General features: G+C 31.2%; 1 protein-coding gene. It reads right to left on the bottom strand.

All coding sequences use genetic code 11. The features are described 5' to 3' along the window. A partial coding sequence (locus ABDH49_09180; protein MEN3047112.1) for a hypothetical protein occupies positions 1-813 on the bottom strand: 813 nt, incomplete at both ends.

Raw genomic sequence — 813 nt, forward strand, 5'->3', positions numbered from 1 at the left:
ACAAAATCTACTCCTCCGCCTGATAGTTTAACTATAACTGGGAAGTAAAGATTATTTGCCTTTATGATTTTAAATATGAGAGGTGATGCCCATCTATCAGAAAGCCTTGAATCACCTGAATCTTCTCTACGATAAGGAACTATTCTTACTTTAGACCCTGAATGCATAACAGGCATACCAAAAGCTGCTGTTTCGAAAACTAGGTTTTTTTTATCTTCTCTAAACTTCTTATAATTTTCTCCTAAAAAATTTAAAGCTTCTTTCCAATTATTCTTAGATTCAAATATGAGAATTTTGGATCCTCTTAGAATTGAATATTTTTGTGTTCCGCTTCCTTGTTGACAAATGTTTTTTACTATATCCATATTATGCTTAATGAACTCTTTAAGCTCCCTCTTGTCATTAGCATGACAAATAAACTTTATTTCATTAATTTTTTCACCTTGAAACTCTAAAACTTCGATATTGCCTCCTCCTCTTCTTGCTCTTGTTCCAAATCCTCCTAGATAAATTGCAAGCCAAAGCGAAGCAGCTCCATTAAGAAAAGCTTGTTGGGTATGAGAAGAAAGATTAAGTAAAAATTGAGTTACATCAGGTTTAAAATATTGTCTTAATTTTAGTAAAAAAGTGGAATAGTATAGATATTCTAATCCTTTAAAACTATCTATTTCTGACTTTATATTATCTCCAATATCAGAACGTTCTTTTTCTATTCTTATCCTAACTTTACTTCTTTCTTCTCCTCTTTCTGTACCACCAAAAATCTCAGCTTCTTCCTTTCTTAATTTATCTATATCATCCTCACCCTTAATA

It is taken from the genome of Candidatus Hydrothermales bacterium (genome assembly GCA_039630235.1).
Lineage (GTDB): Bacteria > Hydrothermota > Hydrothermia > Hydrothermales > JAJRUZ01 > JBCNVI01.